This is a genomic window from Leclercia sp. 29361 (assembly GCF_011290365.1).
Taxonomy (GTDB): Bacteria; Pseudomonadota; Gammaproteobacteria; order Enterobacterales; family Enterobacteriaceae; genus Enterobacter; species Enterobacter tamurae.
The window spans coordinates 3608346-3627596 of record NZ_CP049786.1; the positions used below are offsets into that span (position 1 = coordinate 3608346).

General features: G+C 58.5%; 15 protein-coding genes. 5 read left to right on the top strand and 10 right to left on the bottom strand.

What is annotated here, in order from left to right:
* The first annotated feature begins 56 nt into the window (after nt 1-56).
* Both G7090_RS17295 and G7090_RS17300 read left to right on the top strand, forming a co-directional pair.
* The gene (locus G7090_RS17295; RefSeq protein ID WP_166183377.1) at nt 57-1253 is read left to right on the top strand and encodes an ROK family transcriptional regulator; all 1197 of its coding nucleotides are present in this window, start codon (nt 57-59) and stop codon (nt 1251-1253) included.
* A 126-nt stretch (nt 1254-1379) separates the two neighbouring features.
* Nucleotides 1380-1802, top strand: a complete 423-nt coding sequence (locus tag G7090_RS17300; RefSeq protein ID WP_106994580.1) for a DoxX family protein — start codon at nt 1380-1382, stop codon at nt 1800-1802.
* 48 nt (nt 1803-1850) lie between these two features.
* Here the strand turns inward: G7090_RS17300 and glyA are convergent, their stop codons facing one another.
* Nucleotides 1851-3104 (bottom strand): serine hydroxymethyltransferase, encoded by a 1254-nt coding sequence (gene glyA / locus G7090_RS17305; RefSeq protein WP_166183378.1) that lies wholly within the window; start codon nt 3102-3104, stop codon nt 1851-1853.
* A gap of 305 nt (nt 3105-3409) precedes the next feature.
* On the opposite strand from glyA, the gene hmpA reads away from it, so the two are divergent.
* Nucleotides 3410-4600, top strand: coding sequence for an NO-inducible flavohemoprotein (gene hmpA, locus G7090_RS17310; protein WP_166183380.1), 1191 nt, complete (start codon nt 3410-3412; stop codon nt 4598-4600).
* 73 nt (nt 4601-4673) lie between these two features.
* Here hmpA and glnB read toward each other — a convergent pair whose 3' ends face one another.
* From glnB to purL, 5 genes are all read right to left on the bottom strand, one after another.
* A complete protein-coding gene (glnB, locus tag G7090_RS17315) occupies nt 4674-5012 on the bottom strand; it encodes a nitrogen regulatory protein P-II (protein WP_106994577.1) in 339 nt (112 codons plus the stop codon).
* A 79-nt stretch (nt 5013-5091) separates the two neighbouring features.
* Nucleotides 5092-6429: a two-component system response regulator GlrR gene (glrR, locus tag G7090_RS17320; RefSeq protein WP_166183382.1), complete on the bottom strand. Its 1338-nt coding sequence runs from the start codon at nt 6427-6429 to the stop codon at nt 5092-5094.
* Nucleotides 6426-7184 (bottom strand): two-component system QseEF-associated lipoprotein QseG, encoded by a 759-nt coding sequence (gene qseG / locus G7090_RS17325; RefSeq protein WP_106994575.1) that lies wholly within the window; start codon nt 7182-7184, stop codon nt 6426-6428. The genes glrR and qseG overlap by 4 nt, the downstream gene beginning before the upstream one ends.
* Complete coding sequence (gene qseE / locus G7090_RS17330) at nt 7181-8614, bottom strand: two component system sensor histidine kinase QseE/GlrK (RefSeq protein ID WP_106994574.1); 1434 nt, start codon at nt 8612-8614, stop codon at nt 7181-7183. Before qseE ends, qseG begins: the two co-directional genes overlap by 4 nt.
* Nucleotides 8615-9191: 577 nt before the next feature.
* Nucleotides 9192-13079 (bottom strand): phosphoribosylformylglycinamidine synthase, encoded by a 3888-nt coding sequence (purL, locus tag G7090_RS17335; protein WP_166183384.1) that lies wholly within the window; start codon nt 13077-13079, stop codon nt 9192-9194.
* A 268-nt stretch (nt 13080-13347) separates the two neighbouring features.
* On the opposite strand from purL, the gene mltF reads away from it, so the two are divergent.
* The gene (gene mltF / locus G7090_RS17340; RefSeq protein ID WP_146145531.1) at nt 13348-14904 is read left to right on the top strand and encodes a membrane-bound lytic murein transglycosylase MltF; all 1557 of its coding nucleotides are present in this window, start codon (nt 13348-13350) and stop codon (nt 14902-14904) included.
* On the opposite strand, the gene tadA is transcribed toward mltF, so the two are convergent.
* Genes tadA through murQ form a run of 4 tightly spaced genes read right to left on the bottom strand, consistent with a single transcriptional unit; the run spans nt 14786 to nt 18251 of the window.
* Nucleotides 14786-15325, bottom strand: a complete 540-nt coding sequence (gene tadA, locus G7090_RS17345; protein WP_166183386.1) for a tRNA adenosine(34) deaminase TadA — start codon at nt 15323-15325, stop codon at nt 14786-14788. The genes mltF and tadA overlap by 119 nt on opposite strands.
* 30 nt (nt 15326-15355) lie before the next feature.
* The gene (gene yfhb / locus G7090_RS17350; RefSeq protein ID WP_106994571.1) at nt 15356-15991 is read right to left on the bottom strand and encodes a phosphatidylglycerophosphatase C; all 636 of its coding nucleotides are present in this window, start codon (nt 15989-15991) and stop codon (nt 15356-15358) included.
* 3 nt (nt 15992-15994) lie between these two features.
* On the bottom strand, nt 15995-17347 hold the full coding sequence (locus tag G7090_RS17355) for a PTS transporter subunit EIIC (RefSeq protein ID WP_106994570.1): 1353 nt from the start codon (nt 17345-17347) through the stop codon (nt 15995-15997).
* A 10-nt stretch (nt 17348-17357) separates the two neighbouring features.
* The gene (gene murQ, locus G7090_RS17360; protein WP_166183389.1) at nt 17358-18251 is read right to left on the bottom strand and encodes an N-acetylmuramic acid 6-phosphate etherase; all 894 of its coding nucleotides are present in this window, start codon (nt 18249-18251) and stop codon (nt 17358-17360) included.
* Between the two features lie 118 nt (nt 18252-18369).
* Between murQ and G7090_RS17365 the strand changes: the two genes are divergently transcribed.
* On the top strand, nt 18370-19218 hold the full coding sequence (locus tag G7090_RS17365) for a MurR/RpiR family transcriptional regulator (RefSeq protein WP_166183391.1): 849 nt from the start codon (nt 18370-18372) through the stop codon (nt 19216-19218).
* Nucleotides 19219-19251: the final 33 nt, after the last annotated feature.

Here is a 19251-nt window from a genome sequence, read left to right on the forward strand (position 1 = left end):
ATTCAGCGCGCTGATTGCGTAATGCTCACGCAATACTATTAACGGAGTTTAGTGAAATGCAGATAGCCGGTCTGAACAACCAGCGGGTGCGACAGCATAACCGACGCACGATCATGGCGCTGATCTGGCGCTACAAGCGTCTGAGCAAATCGCAGCTGGCCCAGCACACCGGGCTGTCGATCCCCGCCGTCAGTAAGATTCTGGATGAGCTGGTGGCTGACAATAAGCTGGCGCATTCCAGCGAAAACCTCAGCACCCGGGGGATGAACAGCGGCCACTACCAGATCCCGGATGAGGGTCCACTGATACTCTGCATGAATGTCAGCCCCACCAGCATTGAAAGCCAGCTGATCGACGGGCGCATGTCACCCCTGGGAGATTTTAACTGGACCGACGTCAACGCCCGCACCCCAGAGGCGCTGTTGCAGGCCATCGAAGGCCTGTGGCAGCAGCAGCGTAAACGCTGGCCGGGGCAGCGAATTAACCTGGCTCTCGGGATCCACGGCCAGGTGGATACCGCCACCGGGGTGTCCCAGATCATGCCCCAGGCGCCGTGGAAAAAACCGATCGAGATTAAGTATCTGCTGGAAGAAAAACTCGGCATCACGGTGATGGTGGATAACGACTGTGTGATGCTAGCCCTGGCTGAAAAATGGCAAAACCCGGCCAACCGCGACGATTTTTGCGTGATTAACGTCGATTACGGCATCGGCTCCTCGTTCGTCATTAATGGCCAGGTCTATCGCGGCACGCTCAACGGCAGCGGGCAGATTGGCCACACCATTTTTGATCGCGACGGCGTGGCCTGCGCCTGCGGGCGATACGGCTGCCTGGAGACGGTCGCCTCCCTGTCGGCCCTCAAAAAACAGGCACGATTGTGGCTGAAATCCCAACCCGGCTCCCTGAGTCTCGACCCGGATACCCTGACCAGCCTGCAGCTGCTGGATGCCTGGCGTCAGGGTGACGTGAATATTCAGCGCTGGGCCGACGAGGCCGCTAACGCCATCGGGCTGACGCTCTACAATCTGCTCAATGTGCTCAACATCAACCAAATCTGGTTCTATGGTCGCAGCTGCACCTTCGGCGAACGCTGGCTGCAAACCATTAATCGCCAGATCGGCTTTACTCCCTTCGATCAGGGGGATGCGGTGCGTAACCGGCAAACGGAGATCGCTTTTGGCGGCTTAACCCGGCAGCAGCAGATTATCGGTATTGGTTACCTGTTTGTGGAGGATGCGCTGGAGGCTGGCTGACGGGAACCTGCCGCAGTCAGGAAAATTTACATCACCCTGATGCCTGATTTATGAAGAAAACCTGAATGGCGGACCGGCATTTTGTGTATTAGCTTTAAGATAAATCCCACTCATATCGAGCCTGCCATGAACAGATTACGCTATTTCGATTTCGGTCACTCCCGGGCGCTGATCCTGTTGATCGCCCGCCTCGCTCTGATCCTGCTGTTTATTATTTTTGGCGTGCCGAAGATGTTTGGTTTTGACGGCACGGTGCAGTACATGGCGAAGCTCGGCGCCCCGATGCCAATGCTGGCGGCCATCGTGGCGGTGATCATGGAGGTGCCCGCCGCCATTCTGATCGTGCTCGGCTTTTTTACCCGTCCACTGGCGGTGCTGTTTGTCTTTTATACCCTGGGTACGGCGGTGATTGGTCACCACTACTGGGATATGAGCGGCGATGCGGTGATGCCGAACATGATTAACTTCTTCAAGAACATCAGTATCGCCGGCGGGTTTCTGCTGCTGGCGGTCGCCGGGCCGGGGGCTATCTCCATCGACCGACGTTAGCCATAAAAAAAGGCCGCATAAGCGGCCTTTTTGTTCTGCGGAGCAGAATTAGGCGTAAACCGGGAAGCGCGCGCAGATATCCAGCACTTTGGCTTTCACGCGTTCGATAACGGCTTCGTCATTGATGTTGTCCAGCACGTCACACATCCAGCCAGCCAGCTCTTTCACTTCCGCTTCTTTAAAGCCGCGGCGAGTGACAGCCGGAGAACCGATACGGATACCGGAAGTCACGAACGGGCTCTTCGGATCGTTTGGTACGCTGTTTTTGTTGACGGTGATGTTGGCGCGGCCCAGGGCAGCGTCAGCTTCTTTACCGGTCAGGTTTTTATCCACCAGATCCAGCAGGAACAGGTGGTTTTCAGTGCCGCCGGAGACCACTTTGTAGCCACGGTTCAGGAACACTTCCACCATCGCTTTGGCGTTTTTGGCAACCTGCTGCTGGTAAACTTTGAACTCAGGCTCCATCGCTTCTTTCAGCGCCACAGCTTTCGCTGCGATCACGTGCATCAGCGGGCCGCCCTGCGCGCTTGGGAATACCGCAGAGTTCAGTTTTTTATACAGATCGTCGTCACCGCCCTTCGCCAGGATCAGGCCACCGCGTGGACCCGCCAGGGTTTTGTGGGTGGTGGTGGTGACCACGTGAGCGTGTGGAACCGGGTTCGGGTAAACGCCTGCGGCGATCAGACCCGCCACGTGCGCCATGTCGACGAACAGGTATGCGCCGATGCTGTCGGCGATTTCACGCATTTTTGCCCAGTCAACCACGCCGGAGTAAGCAGAGAAGCCACCGATGATCATCTTCGGTTTGTGCTCTTTAGCCTGCTTCGCCATGTCTTCGTAGTCAATTTTACCGGTCTCATCAATACCGTAAGGGATGATGTTGTAGAGTTTGCCGGAGAAGTTAACCGGGGAGCCGTGAGTCAGGTGACCGCCCTGTGCCAGGTTCATACCCAGTACGGTATCGCCCGGCTGCAGCAGCGCGGTGTAAACCGCGAAGTTAGCCTGAGAGCCGGAGTGCGGCTGCACGTTAGCGTAGTCTGCGCCAAACAGCTCTTTGGCACGGTCGATCGCCAGCTGCTCAACGATATCCACGTACTCGCAACCGCCGTAATAGCGCTTGCCCGGGTAACCTTCAGCGTATTTGTTGGTCAGCTGAGAGCCCTGCGCCTGCATTACGCGCGGGCTGGTGTAGTTTTCGGAGGCGATCAGTTCGATGTGCTCTTCCTGACGTACTTTTTCCTGCTCCATAGCCTGCCACAGTTCGGCATCATAATCGGCAATGTTCATTTCACGCTTTAACATCCGCATCTCCTGACTCAGCTAACAAGTAAATTTTTGCCTGAAAAAGGCGGTCCAGTTGGACGACGGGCAACAGTATAACTGATTAGCAGAGTGATAACAGGTCTTGACAAACGATTTTACGCAAACGTTTACCTACCCGCCACGCAAGGGTTTGAGCAATAACGCTCTCACCCTGTAAACTGGATTTCTTTTCAGGTTTGTGATGCAGTTAATTCACGTTGCAAAGAACCATTTACAACGCAGGGTTATTTTTTATAAGATGCATATAAAATACATCATTAAAGTAACATTTGAAGGAAGCTGCTATGTTAGACGCTCAAACCATCGCTACCGTTAAAGCCACCATTCCCCTGCTGGTTGAAACCGGCCCAAAACTTACCGCTCATTTTTACGATCGCATGTTCGCGCACAACCCGGAGCTCAAAGAGATTTTCAACATGAGCAACCAGCGTAACGGCGATCAGCGCGAAGCGTTATTCAACGCCATTGCCGCCTACGCCAGCAACATTGAGAATCTGCCAGCGCTGCTGCCAGCGGTGGAAAAAATTGCCCAGAAACACACCAGCTTCCAGATCAAACCCGAGCAGTACAACATCGTGGGCAGCCACCTGCTGGCGACGCTGGATGAGATGTTCAGCCCGGGTCAGGAGGTGCTGGACGCGTGGGGCAAAGCTTACGGCGTGCTGGCCAACGTGTTTATCAATCGTGAAGCGCAGATCTACAGTGAGAACGCCAGTAAGAACGGCGGCTGGGAGGGCACCCGCGCCTTCCGTATCGTGGAAAAAACGCCGCGCAGCCAGCTTATTACCAGCTTTGAATTCGAGCCGGTCGACGGCCAGCCGGTTGCCGATTACCAGCCGGGCCAGTATCTGGGCGTGTGGCTGAAACCTGAAGGCTTCCCGCATCAGGAGATCCGTCAGTACTCCCTGACCCGCAAGCCAAACGGCAAAGGCTATCGCATTGCGGTGAAACGCGAGGAAGGCGGTCAGGTCTCAACCTGGCTGCATGACAACGCCAACGTGGGTGACGTGGTGCATCTGGCCGCACCGGCGGGTGATTTCTTTATGGCGGTGGATGCAAATACGCCAGTGACGCTGATCTCCGCGGGTGTCGGTCAGACTCCAATGCTGGCGATGCTGGATACCCTGGCGAAATCGCAGCATCAGGCGCAGGTGAACTGGTTCCACGCCGCAGAGAATGGCGAAGTGCATGCGTTTTCTGATGAAGTGAAAACCCTGGCTGCCGGTCTGCCGCACTTTACCGCGCATACCTGGTATCGCCTGCCGACAGACGATGACCGCGCCGCAGCGCGCTTCGACAGCGAAGGTCTGATGGCGTTAAGCCAGCATAAAGATCACTTCCACGCGCCGGAGATGCAGTTCTACGTCTGTGGCCCGGTGGCGTTTATGCAGTATGCCGCGGCGCAGCTGGTTGAGCTGGGGGTGAATAAAGAGAACATTCATTACGAATGCTTCGGCCCGCATAAGGTGCTGTAATGCAAAAAGCCCCTCTTCGGAGGGGCTTTTTTTTGCCCGGCGGCGCTGCGCCTGCGGGTTTAATGCCTGGCGTTTAAATCGCCTCGTCGTCTTCTTCGCCGGTACGGATACGGATCACGCGCGACACGTCAAAGACGAAAATTTTGCCGTCGCCGATTTTGCCGGTCTGCGCGGTGCGGATAATGGTATCCACGCAGGTCTCGACGATGTCGTCCGACACCACGATTTCAATTTTTACCTTCGGCAGGAAATCGACCATGTATTCCGCGCCACGGTAGAGTTCCGTGTGGCCCTTCTGACGACCAAAGCCTTTCACTTCCGTTACCGTCATGCCGGTGATGCCGACTTCCGCCAGCGCTTCGCGCACATCATCCAGTTTGAAAGGTTTAATAATCGCATCAATCTTTTTCATGGTGTTCCTTAAACTTATGCCTGTCAGCTGCCTCGTAATCGGTTGCTCACAGTATCATATTCAGGCGGAATTTAGCGTATCACTCTTTAAAATCGTTCGCTTCCAGCTCATGGCGCGACAGCAGCTTATAAAACTCGGTGCGGTTACGTCCGGCCATCCGTGCGGCATGGGTGACGTTGCCTTTGGTGATCTGCAGTAGCTTACGCAGATAGTTGAGCTCGAATTGGTTACGGGCCTCGACGAAGGTCGGCAAGGCGGTGTTCTCCCCCTCCAGGGCCTGCTCCACCAGCGCATCGCTGATCACCGGCGAGGAGGTGAGCGCCACGCACTGCTCAATCACGTTCACCAGCTGGCGCACGTTACCGGGCCAGCTGGCGGTCATCAGCCGCTTCATGGCATCAGTGGAGAACGCCCGCACAAAGGGCTTATGTCGCTCGGCGGACTGGCGCAACAGCTGGGTGGCCAGCAGGGGAATATCCTCCGCCCGCTCCGCCAGCGCCGGGATCTTCAGGTTGACGACGTTAAGACGATAGAAGAGGTCCTCGCGGAACTCGTTGCGCGCCATCGCCTTGGGCAGATCCCGGTGGGTGGCCGAGATAATGCGCACGTTGATGTCGATATCACGGTTACTGCCCAGCGGCCTGACTTTGCGCTCCTGCAGCACGCGCAGCAGCTTGACCTGCAGGGGAGCGGGCATATCGCCAATTTCATCGAGGAACAGCGTGCCGCCTTCTGCGGCCTGGAACAGCCCTTCCCGGCTGCTGACCGCCCCGGTAAAGGCCCCGCGCGCATGTCCAAACAGTTCCGACTCCAGCAGCTGCTCGGGCAGCGCCCCGCAGTTGATGGCGATAAAGGCATTTTTGCCGCGCGGGCTGGCATTGTGGATCGCCTGGGCGAGGATCTCCTTCCCGGTGCCGCTCTGGCCGTTAATCAGCACGCTGACATCAGACTGCGCCACCATCCGCGCCTGCTCCAGCAGCCGCAGCATGATCGGGCTGCGGGTGACAAATGACTCCCGCCACGTCTCGTCCCCGGACGGCGCGGCGTGTTCCAGCGCGTCATCGATAGCTTTGTAAAGCGCGTCTTTGTCCACTGGCTTGGTGAGGAAGCTGAAGACGCCCTGCTGGGTGGCCGCCACGGCATCGGGGATCGAGCCGTGGGCGGTAAGGATAATCACCGGCATGCCGGGCTGGAGCTTCTGGATCTCGGTAAACAGCTGCATGCCGTCCATTTCATCCATCCGCAGATCGCTGATGACCAGATCGACCTTCTCGCGCCCCAGCACTTTCAGCCCTTCCTGACCGCTTTCGGCGGTCACCACGCTGTAGCCCTCGCTCACCAGACGCATGCCCAGCAGCTTCAGCAAGCCGGGGTCATCATCCACCAGCAAAAGATGCGCAGGTTTTCGGCTTGTCATGGCTTTCCATCCTCCTGGTTCGGGGTATCCGCCGCGTCGCCGTCAGCGGATGGTGTCGCACTCTTCGGCGCATCCGGCAGATAGTTACTGACCGGCTTACGGGTGGAGAGCTGCCGTTCAATATCGGTCAGGTTTTCCAGCTTCCGCGTGGTGGTGTCCAGCTGCGTGCGTAAATATTGCTGCTGCTGGCGCAGGTTATCCAGTTCGCCATCGGTGGTCTGCTGTAACTTGCCGTAGCGGGAACGCTCTTCCGCCAGCTGCAGCTGCAGTACCTGTCCGTGTCGCCAGAGCTGGTAAAGCGGACGCACCTGGGCGGGGATCTGCGGGCTCAGCGCATCCAGCCGGGTGGTCAATACCCGCCGCTCCACCGGGTTAATTTTGGCATTCGCCAGCAGGATCCCGCGTTTAAAGCTCTCCTGCCAGGTGTCATCGGTCCAGCCCCGGGCCTCTGCGCGCGCGGCGGCGGGTGAGAGGCGGTCCGCGCAATCCATGCCGCGCAGCCAGAAGAGCGGGTTGCTGTCGGTCTCCTGACCGTGCAGCTGCCAGATATTATTGCAGTCGGTAGAGAGGAAGTCCGCCAGCTGATGTTCAGGCAATTTTTCATCCTGCTTGTCGCTAATCGTTGGCGCGGGTGCGTGGGTGACGCAGCCGGTCAGCAGCAGGCAGGGAAGGCTCAGGCGAATAAAGTGGCCGGAAAAGACCGCGTTAATGGCGCGGGAAAAGACGTGTGACATACTCACCAGACTTAGATTCATTTCAGTGATTTTTCCGACTCAAGCGGCAGTTCGATGCGAAAACAGACATCGGTACGGTCGTCAGTGACAAGATTAAGCTCTCCCTGCATACGACGAATACAGTCGCGGGCGATGCTCAGCCCCAGACCGCTTCCCTTAACCGCCCCTTTGCGTTGATGGCTCCCCTGGAAAAAGGGTTCGAAGATCATCGTTTTTTCATCGTCGGGGATCGGGTTTCCGGTGTTGGCGACATCGATACAGACGCGTGAGTCGCGCGTAAAACTGCGAACATAAATGGTACCGGATTCAATGCCATAGTGCACCGCGTTGGAATAAAGATTATCCAGGACGCTCATCAGCAGCATGGGTTCGGCTAAACAGGCGGGCGTCGAGAGTGCCAGTTCAGTATGCATCATTTTAGCCCGGGCAGGCAGGCTGTGGGCGGAGAGCACCATATCCACCAGCGGCGCCAGCTCGACGCGCTCCAGCTCGGGGATGCCGTCGGCCAGCTTGCGGTTGTAGTCGAGCAGCTGCTCAATCAGCTTTTGCAGATTGCGGCTGCTGGCATCGAGGATCTCCACAATCTCCCCCTGCTCTGGCGTCAGCGGTCCGGCGACCTCATCAGCCAGCAGTTCGGTCCCCTCGCGCATGCTGGCGAGCGGGGTTTTCAGTTCATGGGAGATGTGGCGTAAAAACTGGTGGCGCTGGGATTCGAGCCACGCCAGCCGCTCTGAGAGCCAGATGATCCGTTGTCCGACCGAGCGCAACTCGCGCGGGCCGGTAAAGACTACGGTATTGCCCAGCGAGCGACCCTCCCCCAGCCGGTTGATCATCCGCTCGATGCCCTTGACCGGGCCGATGATCATGCGGGTGAAGAGCAGGACCAGCACCAGGCTGACCAGAAACAGCACCAGCGCCTGCCAGCCAAAGAACTGGCCGCGCTCGGCAATCTCCTGCTGGAGCTGCTGCCCGCGGGAGAAGATCACCGCCCGGGTCGCCTGCACCATCTCGGCGTTGGCATTGGCGAAGGCTTCCAGCCGCATGGCAGACATCGCATCGGGGCCGCTGTTAAGGCACTGGAGCTGCGCCAGGGCATTAATATCCTGGCGTAAGGCCTGATAGAGCTTGTCATCCGGCAATACCCCGGCATGGGCATCGAGCATTTCGCTGTAGCGCTTACGCTGATTTTGATAGACGGTTGCCAGGGTTCGGTCGTCGAGGACGCAATACTGCCGGTAGCTGCGCTCCATCTCCAGCGCGGCATTGGTCATCGCCTCGCTGCGGCGGGCATCAATCAGGGTAGTACGGTTGGTGAGCGCCGCCTGGGCGCTGAGGGCGTTCAGGCTCTGCCATGCCTGCCATGCCAGGACCAGCAAAGGCAGCAGGATCAGCAGGAATGCCATCATGACTAACTGTCGCAAGGAGCGAGGGAAAACAGGCCAGCGTTTCAACGCATTACTCTCTGTCGCGAGGAGGTAAGAGGATGCTAGCTGGACAACCCTTCAGATACAACAAAGCCGGGTTAAAAACCCGGCTTTGTTATGGAATGAGGCGGTGCCTAACTCGACGTTTCGCCCTGGGTCTGATAAAGCAACGCTATGATCAGTAGTTGGACGGCAGGCACCTTTTTGTGCGTCATTCGAAGTTTATGTAGCGCGTCCCGAAGGGGCTGACATAAGAGGGTGAATGAGCCACTGGTTATTATTATGCAACAGATGTGCCAGAATGCAAATAAAAATATTAAAGTGTTAATTTATATGATTTTTAATAGATACCAGCGGTAATTTCGGATGGGATGATTTTCAGGCTATCTGTCGCTTATTAGCAACACCCTTGCAGGGTTATTCTGGGTGCTATAAAAATCAACAGGTTAGGTGTCGCCAATTGGCGACACGACAATGTGAGGGTTGTCGCACATTTGCGACATTGGGGAATGCCGGGCGGCACTGCGTTTGCCCGGCCTACAAAACCTCACTCGGCTTTTGTAGGCCCGGTAAGCGAAGCGCCACCGGGCACAACAACGATCTCTTAACCCAACTGCTTACGCGCGTTGCGGAAGATACGCATCCACGGGCTGTCCTCGCCCCAGTTCTCCGGATGCCAGGAGTTGCTGACGGTGCGGAACACGCGCTCAGGGTGCGGCATCATCACCGTCACGCGACCGCTTTCGCTGGTCACTGCGGTGATCCCGTTGGCAGAGCCGTTCGGGTTCGCCGGGTAGGTCTGCGTGACTTTACCGAAGTTATCGACAAAGCGCAGCGCCACCAGGCCTTTGCTCTCCAGCTCCGCCAGGTGAGCGGCGTTACGCACTTCCACCTGCCCTTCACCGTGAGATACGGCGATTGGCATCTGCGATCCCACCATCCCTTGCAGCAGCAGAGATGGGCTCTGGGTCACTTCCACCAGGCTGAAACGCGCTTCGAAGCGGTCGGACTGGTTACGCACAAAGCGCGGCCAGGCTTCGCTGCCCGGGATCAGCTCGCGCAGGTTCGACATCATCTGACAGCCGTTACAGACGCCCAGGGCCAGGGTCTGCGGACGGTGGAAGAAGGTTTCGAACTCGTCGCGGACGCGGTCGTTGAAGAGAATGGATTTTGCCCAGCCCTCACCGGCTCCCAGCACGTCGCCGTAAGAGAAGCCGCCGCACGCCACCAGCGCCTGGAAATCAGCCAGACCGGTACGGCCTGCCAGCAGGTCGCTCATGTGCACGTCGATGGCATCGAAGCCCGCACGGTGGAAGGCTGCCGCCATCTCAACGTGGGAGTTGACGCCCTGCTCGCGCAGAACGGCCACTTTCGGACGGGCGCTCTTCGCGATATACGGCGCGGCGATGTCTTCATTGATGTCGAAGGAGAGCTTCACGTTCAGGCCCGGATCGGTGTCGTTGGCTTTCGCCTCGTGCTCCTGATCGGCGCACGCCGGGTTGTCACGCAGACGCTGCATCTGCCAGGTGGTTTCTGCCCACCACATACGCAGCGTGGCGCGACTTTCGGCAAATACCGCCTGACCGTTGGATTCAATAACAAAGCGATCCCCGGTCACCGCTTTACCCAGATAGTGCACACAGTCACCCAGACCGTGCTGTGCCAGCAGGGCTTCTACCGCCTCGCGATCGGCAGCACGCACCTGAATTACCGCACCCAGCTCTTCGTTGAACAGCGCCGCCAGACGGTCGTCGCCCAGGCTGGCAATGTTGGCTTCCACGCCGCAGTGGCCGGTGAAGGCCATCTCCGCCAGGGTAACCAGCAGGCCGCCGTCAGAACGGTCGTGGTAGGCCAGCAGTTTGCGTTGCGCCACCAGCGCCTGAATGGCGTCGTAGAAGCCTTTCAGCTGCGCTACGTCGCGTACGTCTGCCGCCTTGTCACCCAGTTGACGGTAAACCTGCGCCAGCGCGGTGGCACCCAGCGCGTTATGACCTTTACCCAGGTCAATCAGCAGCAGGGCGTTGTCTTCGGTAGAAAGCTGCGGAGTGATGGTATGACGCACATCTTCCACGCGGGCAAACGCAGTAATAACCAGCGACAGCGGAGAGGTCATCTCACGCTGCTCGCTGCCTTCCTGCCAGCGGGTCTTCATCGACATGGAGTCTTTACCCACCGGAATGGTCAGACCCAGCGCCGGACAGAGCTCCTCACCCACCGCTTTCACCGCTTCGTACAGCCCGGCGTCTTCACCCGGGTGACCGGCTGCGGCCATCCAGTTCGCGGAGAGTTTGATGCGTTTGATGTCGCCAATCTGGGTGGCAGCGATGTTGGTCAGCGCTTCACCTACCGCCAGACGGGCAGAGGCGGCGAAGTCCAGCAGGGCAACCGGGGAGCGTTCGCCCAGCGCCATCGCTTCACCGTAGTAGCTGTCGAGGCTGGCGGTGGTCACCGCGCAGTTCGCCACCGGCACCTGCCACGGGCCAACCATCTGATCGCGGGCAACCATGCCGGTCACGGTACGGTCGCCGATGGTGACGAGGAAGGTTTTCTCCGCCACGGCCGGGAGATGCAGAACGCGGTTAACCGCCTCGGCAACGGTCACACCCTGCAGATCGAGGGCTTTGCCGCTGGCTTTGCGGGTCTGTACGTCGCGGGTCATCTTCGGCGTTTTACCCAACAGCACATCCAGCGGCAGGTCAATCGGCTGGTTGTCGAAATGGGTATCGCTCAGGGAGAGGTGCATCTCTTCGGTGGCTTCACCGATCACCGCGTACGGGGCGCGCTCGCGGCGGCACAGCTCATCGAACAGCGGCAGCTGATCCGGGGCCACCGCCAGCACGTAGCGCTCCTGGGATTCGTTACACCAGATCTCCAGCGGGCTCATGCCTGGCTCATCGCTCAGGATGTCGCGCAGATTGAAGCGACCACCGCGGTTGCCGTCGCTCACCAGCTCCGGCATGGCGTTGGAGAGACCGCCCGCGCCGACGTCGTGAATGAACAGAATTGGGTTGGCGTCGCCCAGCTGCCAGCAGCGGTCGATCACTTCCTGGCAACGGCGCTCCATCTCCGGGTTATCGCGCTGTACGGAGGCAAAATCGAGATCCGCATCAGACTGGCCGGAGGCCATAGAGGAAGCCGCCCCGCCGCCCAGACCGATGTTCATCGCCGGGCCGCCGAGTACGATCAGCTTCGCACCCACCACGATCTCGCCTTTTTGCACGTGATCGGCGCGGATGTTGCCGATCCCGCCCGCCAGCATGATCGGTTTGTGGTAGCCGCGCAGCTCTTCGCCGTTGTGGCTCTCCACTTTCTCTTCGTAGGTACGGAAATAACCGTTCAGGGCCGGACGACCAAATTCGTTGTTAAACGCCGCGCCGCCCAGCGGGCCGTCGGTCATGATATCAAGCGCAGTCACAATGCGCTCCGGCTTACCGAAGTCCTCTTCCCATGGCTGTTCAAAGCCCGGAATACGCAGGTTGGAAACGGAGAAGCCCACCAGACCCGCTTTTGGTTTTGCCCCACGACCGGTAGCGCCTTCGTCACGGATTTCGCCGCCGGAACCGGTCGCTGCACCCGGCCACGGCGAGATCGCCGTCGGGTGGTTATGGGTTTCGACCTTCATCAGGATATGCGCAGGCTCCTGATGGAAGTCATAGCGCCCTGCTTCGCGATCGGCGAAGAAGCGGCCCACCTCGGAACCTTCCATCACCGCAGCGTTGTCTTTATAAGCAGACAGCACGTGGTCAGGGGTTTTCTCCATGGTGTTTTTGATCATTTTGAACAGCGACTTCGGCTGCTGCTCGCCGTCGATAACCCAGTCGGCGTTGAAGATCTTGTGGCGGCAGTGCTCGGAGTTCGCCTGGGCGAACATATAGAGTTCGATGTCGTTCGGGTTGCGGTTGAGCTTAACGAACGCGTCCTGCAGGTAGTCGATTTCATCTTCCGCCAGCGCCAGGCCCAGACGAAGGTTGGCATCAATCAGCGCCTGACGGCCTTCCCCCAGCAGGTCCACGCTCTGGACGGGGGCTGGCTGGTGGTGGGAGAAGAGCTGCTGCGCGTCGTCCAGAGAGGCAAACACGCTCTCCATCATGCGGTCGTGCAGTTCGGTTGCCACAACGACCCACTGCGCGTCAGTCAGGGTAGAGGCTTCAACGTAATACGCCACGCCGCGCTCCAGACGGTCAATCTGGCTCAGACCACAGTTGCGGGCGATATCGGTTGCTTTAGAAGACCAGGGGGAGATGGTGCCCGGACGAGGCGTAACCAGCAGAAGTTTACCGTTTGGGGTATGGCTGCTCAGGCTAGGGCCATACTTCAGCAGGCGTTCAAGCCGGACCAAATCCTCTGCCGTTAAGGGAGCATTCAGGTCAGCAAAATGGACATACTCAGCGTAAATATTGCTTACCGGAAGGTCGGCCGCCTGAAAACGTGCCAGCAGTTTGTTGATACGGAAGGCAGACAGTGCAGGCGAACCACGCAGAATTTCCATCATAAGTCTCTCGTCTTCGAAGCGCCGGAGGCGCTTACAGTGTGCGCAAGGGGGGAAAACGGGCGCCATTATAGTGGATCCTGAGCGCCGACGAAACCGTTTGCGTCGTAATAAAATCGACGCCGTCATTTAACCATTGGTGTTGCCTATCCCGCTAATAAGTTGCCAAGTGGCGTAACTTTACGCAAAATGCCGCGAAATCTTTGGTAATACTTGTTTTTACTGTGGCGACGACAAAGCAGAATAATAGACAGCGCATAGAATCAACTTATTGAAAAAATTAAAGATTAATTATTTGTTCATCGGCATCGTAACCTTGCTGCTGGCAGCGGCCCTTTGGCCTTCAATCCCCTGGTTCGGCAAGGCCGAAAATCGCATCGCCGCCATTCAGGCGCGGGGGGAGCTGCGCGTCAGTACCCTCTCTTCGCCGTTGACCTACAGCGCCATCAATAACAAAGCGATTGGCCTGGACTACGAGCTGGCACAGCACTTTGCTGACTATCTGGGCGTTAAGCTCAGGATCACCGTGCGCCAGAACATCAGCCAGCTGTTTGACGACCTGGATAATGGCAAGGCCGATATGCTGGCCGCCGGACTGGTCTATAACAGCGAGCGCAGCAAAAACTATCAGCCTGGCCCCACCTATTACTCCGTCTCGCAGCAGCTGGTCTATCGCGTCGGTAGCCTGCGCCCGCGCACCCTTGCCAGCCTCAGCGCTGAACAGCTCACCGTCGCCCCGGGGCATGTGGTGATTGACGACCTGCGGGCGCTGAAAGAGAAGAAGTACCCTGACCTCAACTGGACGGTGGATGAGAAGCTCGGCACTACGGCGCTGCTGCAGCAGGTCATCGACGGCAAACTGCCCTACACTATCGCTGACTCGGTAGCCATCAGCCTGTTCCAGCGTGTTCATCCTGAACTGGCAGTGGCGCTGGACGTCACTGACGAGCAGCCCGTCACCTGGTTCAGCCCGCTCGATGGTGACCAGACGCTCTCTGCCGCGATGCTCGATTTCTTCAACGGGATGAATGAGGACGGCACCCTGGCGCGTCTGGAGGAGAAATACCTCGGCCATGGGGATGACTTTGACTATGTCGATACCCGCAGCTTCCTGCGGGCGGTGGATAATGTCCTGCCGGATCTGCAGCCGCTGTTTGAGAAGTACGCCCAGGAGATTGACTGGCGCCTGCTGGCCGCTATCTCCTATCAGGAGTCGCACTGGGATGCCCTCGCCACCTCACCCACCGGGGTGCGCGGCCTGATGATGCTGACCAAAAACACCGCCCAGAGCCTGGGCCTGACTGACCGAACCGATGCCGAGCAGAGCATCAGCGGCGGAGCGCGCTATCTGCAGGCGATGATGGATAAGGTGCCGGAGACGGTGCCGGAAGAGGAGCGGATCTGGTTTGCGCTGGCGGCCTACAACATGGGCTATGCCCATATGATCGACGCCCGCGCCCTGACGGCCAAAACCAAAGGCAACCCCAACAGTTGGGCAGACGTCAAACAGCGCCTGCCGATGCTGAGCCTGAAGCCGTATTACAGCAAGTTAACCTATGGCTATGCGCGTGGGCACGAGGCGTACGCCTACGTGGAGAATATCCGCAAATACCAGATAAGCCTGGTGGGGTATCTGATGGAGAAAGAGAGAGAGGCACAGGCGGCCCAGCAGCTGGCGCAAAGTTATCCGGTGGTATCGCCGGATGAACTTACTCGCCCGATAACTTCGATTCTGCCTTTTGTCGCTTTTTCTGCTGACGCCGCATTCGAAAGAACTCACTTAGCATCTCCGAACACGCTGGTGCCAGCACCCCGCCCATCACGTTGACCTGATGGTTCATGCCGGGATGTCTGAGCACATCCAGCAGCGAACCTGCCGCCCCGGTTTTTTCATCCCGCGCGCCATACACCACCGTGCCGATTCGGCTGTGGATCATGGCGCCGGAGCACATCACGCAGGGTTCGAGCGTGACATAGAGGATGGTATCCAGCAGGCGGTAGTTTTGCAGCACCAGACCGCCCTGGCGCAGGGCCATAATTTCGGCATGGGCAGTGGGATCGTGACGCCCAATCGGGCGGTTCCAGCCTTCGCCAATCACCTGGTTATTGTGGACCAGCACGGCGCCCACCGGGACTTCACCCTCTTCCCAGGCGCGTTTGGCAAGCTGGAGCGCATGGCGCATCCAGTATTCATGATTAAGTTCAAGGTCGGACAACGCAGCATACTCCAGTCTGAAAAGCGGGCGCATTATACACACCCGCTATGCATAATCACAAAATCATTCCAGTTGCTGAAGTTCGCCAAGGGGCGTGACGCGCCAGCGGTGCTGGCAGAAGTACAGGAGGGGGTTATCCTGCTTGCTGTCGCTGTAGCCGCTGTAGAGGCGCAGCGGGGTACCAATTTTCTTCTCCAGCTGCACCACCTTCTCGTGGCCGAGGCAGCGCATGGTCAGCACCCAGCCACCGTATGCGCGCCCCATCTGGGTGGCGATCAGGTTGACGCGTGGCAGCCAGGGGGTATCGAAATAGACCTGCTCCACCAGCGACTGCGGCGAGCCGGTAATCAGCCAGATGTCAGCATCGTTGGCGTTGAGGTAGTTGGTGAGCCGCTCCTGCACCACCGGGAAGGCGGTGACATGCCCGCGAAACCAGCTGACAAACTCTTTCTCCAGCTGTTTAAGGCGCGCTTCGCTGTGGCCGAAGGTGCAGCCCCACAGCAGCAGGCTCATCGGCCAGCGGGCGGCGCGGCCTTTAACCAGCAACACGCCGCCGATGATGGGCAACAGAGGCAACACGAGCAGGGCATTCAGGGGTTGTCGGCGCAGTAAATAGCGCATAAATGTGCCGAACATATCCTGCTGATGCAGCGTTCCGTCCAGATCAAAAAAGACTACGCGACGCTCGTGATTGGCCAAACCTTACTCCTCTGGATCAGTAAACCCTAACAGCCAGGTAAACAGGAACCCGGCGATAACCGCTACCAGATAGCCTAACAGATAGAGCATGACTTTTCCGGTCACGATGGTTAATGCCAGCGGTAATCCGGAAATACCGAAGGTAATAACGGTAGCCACTTTCCAGTAACTGATGAGCGCCCCACCGACCGCACCACCAAGACAGGCACCGATAAACGGCTTGCCCAGCGGCAGGGTAACGCCGAAGATCAGCGGTTCACCGATCCCCAGCAGCCCGACCGGCAGCGCCCCTTTGATGACCTTTTTCAGGCGTTCATTCCGGGTTTTCATCAGCACCGCAATTGCCGCGCCGATCTGCCCGACACCGGCCATCGCCAGAATAGGCAGCAGCGCGTTATAACCATGCGCCTGCACCAGCTCAACGTGGATAGGCACCAGGCCCTGATGTAAGCCGGTCAACACCAGCGGCAGGAAGGTGCCCGACAATACCCCACCCACCAGGAAGCCACCGCGATCGATAGCCCAGGAGGCGCCATGGGCAATGGATTCCGAGATCACGCCACCCAGCGGTTGCAGGGCGATAATCGCCACGCTGCCGGTGATTAAGGTTGTCAGCAGCGGATTAAAGATCAGCTCCAGCGAGCCCGGCAGGAGGTTGCGCAGCCGTTTCTCGATCCAGCACATCAACACCACTACCAGCAGCACGGCGATCACCCCACCCCGCCCAGGCTGCAGCGCTTCACCAAACAGAGTGATTTGCGCCAGCTGTGGGCTGGAGAGGATCCCCGCCATCACCCCGCCCATTGCCAGCGAGCCGCCGAACACTTTGGCGGTGTTGACCCCCACCAGAATGTTCATGATGGCGAAGACCGCACTGCCGAAAATGCCGAGGATCCCCAGCAGGTTTGGGTAGTGGGTCGCGAAGTCGCCGACAATGTCCGGGCGTTTCAGGATATTGATGATCCCGGTGATCAGCCCCGAGGCAATAAAGGCCGGGATCAGCGGAATAAAGACGTTGGCCAGCTGGCGCAGCGCGTCGCTCATCGGGGCTTTGTATTTGGCCTTCACCTGAGCTTTGGTACGTTCGGCATCATCCATCACCGCCCCGCCCATCAGGGAACGCATAGCGTCCACTACCTGCGCAGCCTTGCCAGGGCCGACGATCAGCTGGTGCTGCTCCCCCTGCTTCACGTAGCCGCTGACCCCGGGCAGTTTTTTCAGCCGCGCCAGATCGAGCTTGTCATCATCCTGAACTTCCACCCGCACCCGCGTCATGCAGTTTTCCAGACGCAGAATGTTGTTCTCCCCGCCAATACCCGCAAGGATATCGCTGGCGAGGGCTGCTGTTTTTTCCATGTACGCCTCTTTAGTTTTCTAATGCCGCACGTAAGAATCCCTGATGCGCGTCGAGTCTGGCGCGCGCGGCTGCGGCATCCAGCCCGCTTAAGATCATCAGAATGGCCGGTTTGACGTCATATCCGGTCTGTTTCAACACCTCTTCTGCCTCGTCGCGGGTGGTGCCGGTGGCTTCCACCACCATGCGGCAGGCCCGGTCGATGAGCTTCACGTTGGTAGCTTTCATGTCCACCATCAGGTTCTGGTAGACCTTGCCAAACTTCACCATCGCCCCGGTGGAGATCATGTTCAGCACCAGCTTTTGCGCGGTGCCGGATTTCAGGCGGGTGGAGCCGGTCAACGCCTCCGGGCCGACAACCGGCGAGATGGCGATCGCGGCGACCTGGGCAATGGGTGAGCCCGGGTTACAGGAGATTGCCACGGTGGTGCAGCCGGTCTGGTTCGCGTACTCGAGGCCGCCAATTACGTACGGCGTGCGCCCGGAGGCAGCCAGCCCGACCACCAGGTCCTGCGCGGTCAGGTTGAGAGCTTTAAGATCGTCTTCGCCGAGCTGTTTGCTGTCCTCGGCCCCTTCCACCGCTTTTAGCAGCGCTCCCGGTCCACCGGCAATCAGGCCGATGACCAGACCATGCGGGACGCCAAAGGTTGGCGGGCATTCAGAGGCATCCAGCACGCCAAGACGCCCGCTGGTGCCCGCCCCCATGTAGATGATACGCCCGCCCGCTTTCAGCGCGGCGGCGGCGGCATCCACGGCTTTCGCTACCTCGGGTAATGTCTCTTTCACTGCCTGCGCGACCAGCGTATCCTGTTGGTTAAAGCGATTAACCAGGTCAAGCGTGGAGAGCGCGTCGAGATCCAGGGTCTGTGGATTGCGGGATTCTGATACCAGTGAGCCGAGATTCATTTTTTTGTGCCTCTAGAATTTTTAATTCATAATAGTCGCATTATAATGGAATATAAAATTCATTCAGGCGAGCAGAATTCGCATTTGCTGCAGTCATCACATTTCGCCAGGAGTCTTTATGAACTGTTTAATTCGTATCCGCCAGCGATACGCGGGCTTTGCCCAGAGCGATAAAAAACTGGCGGACTTTTTACTTACCCAGCCCGATCGTGCCCGCCATTTAAGCTCCCAGCAGCTGGCAAGCGAGGCGGGCGTGAGCCAGTCCAGCGTGGTGAAATTCGCGCAAAAAATTGGCTTTAAAGGTTTTCCGGCGCTGAAGCTGGCGCTGAGTGAAGCCCTGGCCAGCAATCCGAATCCGCAGTCCATGCCGGTGCACAACCAGATCCGCGGCGACGATCCGATGCGCCTGGTGGGCGAAAAGCTGATCAAGGAGAAAGTTGCGGCGATGCACGCCACGCTGGACGTGAACAGCGAGGAGAAACTGCTGGAGAGCGTCGCCATGCTGCACGCGGCCCGGCGGGTGATCCTCACCGGGATCGGCGCGTCCGGGCTGGTGGCGCGCAATTTTGGCTGGAAGCTGAATAAGATCGGTCTGATCGCCATTGTCGAACAGGATATGCATGCCCTGCTGGCCACCGTGCAGGCGATGGCGCCTGACGATCTGCTGCTGGCTATCTCCTATTCCGGCGAACGTCGGGAGATTAACCTTGCCGCCGATGAAACCTTGCGCGTGGGCGGGAAAATTCTGGCGATCACCGGCTTTACCCCCAATGCGCTGCAGCAGCGGGCCACCCGCTGTCTTTACACCATTGCCGAAGAGCAGGCCACCCGCAGCGCGGCGATCTCCTCCACCAGCGCGCAGATGCTGCTGACCGATCTGCTGTTTATGGCGCTGGTTCAACAGGATCTGGAGCGGGCTCCGGAACGCATTCGCCACAGTGAGGCGCTGGTAAAAAAGTTGGTTTGAGCAGAGAATGCGCGTATATACACGTCATCCTTC